Annotated in this window: 1 protein-coding gene; it reads left to right on the top strand. The window is 59.4% G+C overall.

Annotation, left to right across the window (positions count from 1 at the left end; translation table 11 throughout):
- Nucleotides 1-1,237 (top strand): arsenate reductase (azurin) large subunit (locus tag ACYQ6T_RS10665; RefSeq protein ID WP_459830683.1); only part of this gene is annotated, 1,237 nt, incomplete at its 5' end.
- Between the last annotated feature and the right edge of the window lie 68 nt (nt 1,238-1,305).

The following is a 1,305-nucleotide window of genomic DNA, read 5'->3' as shown; positions in this document are numbered from 1 at the left end:
TGGCTGCGTGCGCATGGGCGGTCACCAAGAGGGTTACTGCCGCCCCCCTTACCCTGGCAAGAAGATGATCTATGTCGACAAGGAGATCATCGAGGGCAAAGGGCGCACGCTGACCTTCTGGGGCTGTAACAGCTTCCAGACCACCCTCAACGCCGAAAACTACCGCGGTGCCGTCTTGCGGCGGTCGGAAATCGTGCGCGAGGCAATGCGCAAGGCGCGGGGTGCGGACACCGATGGGATGGTGAATGCGATTGTGGACGCCATCTTCCAAAAAGGTGGCCTTTTCGTGACCTTGATCGACCTCTACCCGACGATGATCATGGATGCTGCACACGTGGCGCTGCCCGCGGCCCATCCCGGGGAGATGAACCTCACTTCCATGAACGGCGAGCGCCGCTTGCGGCTCTCCGAAAAGTTCATGGATCCACCGGGCGTGGCCAAACCCGACTGCCTGATCGCCGCCGATATTGCCAATACGATGAAAGCGCTGTATGAGAAAGAGGGCAATAAAGCGATGGCGGCTCGCTTCTCCGGTTTCGATTGGAAAACCGAGGAGGACGCCTTCAACGACGGCTTCCGCCGCGCAGGCCAGCCGGGGGCAGAGCCGATCGACAGCCAGGGCGGGCCGACTGGGCATCTCGCCACCTACGAACGGCTGCGCAAGGCGGGCACCAATGGCGTGCAACTCCCCATCAAGGAGTACAAAGACGGCAAGCTCATCGGTACCCCCATGCTCTATACCGACAACAAGTTCGACACCCCGGACGGTAAAGCGCGTTTCCTGCCTGCCCCGTGGCCTGGGCTGCCCAAGCCGGTGGCGGAGCAGAAGGAGAAATACCGCTTCTATATCAACCAAGGTCGCCTGAACGAGGTGTGGCAGACGGGTTACCACAACAAGTACGATCCGCACGTCAAGGATCGCTACCCGATGGCCGTCATCGAGATGAACCCGGACGACGCGAAGGAGCTGGGGATCAATCCGGGCGACATCGTCGAGCTCTATAACGACTATGGGGCCACCTACGCGATGGCTTACCCCGATCCTGCCCTCAAGCGCAACCACACGTTCATGCAGTTTGGCTGGTTCAATGGCATTGCCGGCGATGTGGTGACCGACTGGACGGACCGCAACTATGTCCCGTCCTATAAGATTACGTGGGCAAATATCCGGCGGATTGGTGGGTCTGATCAATTCGAGAAGACGGTGAGCTTCAAGTCGCGCCGTTATCAAACCTAAGCGCTGGTTTTTTCGAGATTCATCTCTCGGCTGTGCGGTGGCAGTCTCTTCCTGCCACCGCTTTTTTT

It is taken from the genome of Hydrogenophilus islandicus (assembly GCF_054657095.1).
The sequence above is the reverse complement of the archived record's forward strand: the minus strand, read 5'-3'. Positions and strand labels throughout refer to the sequence as shown.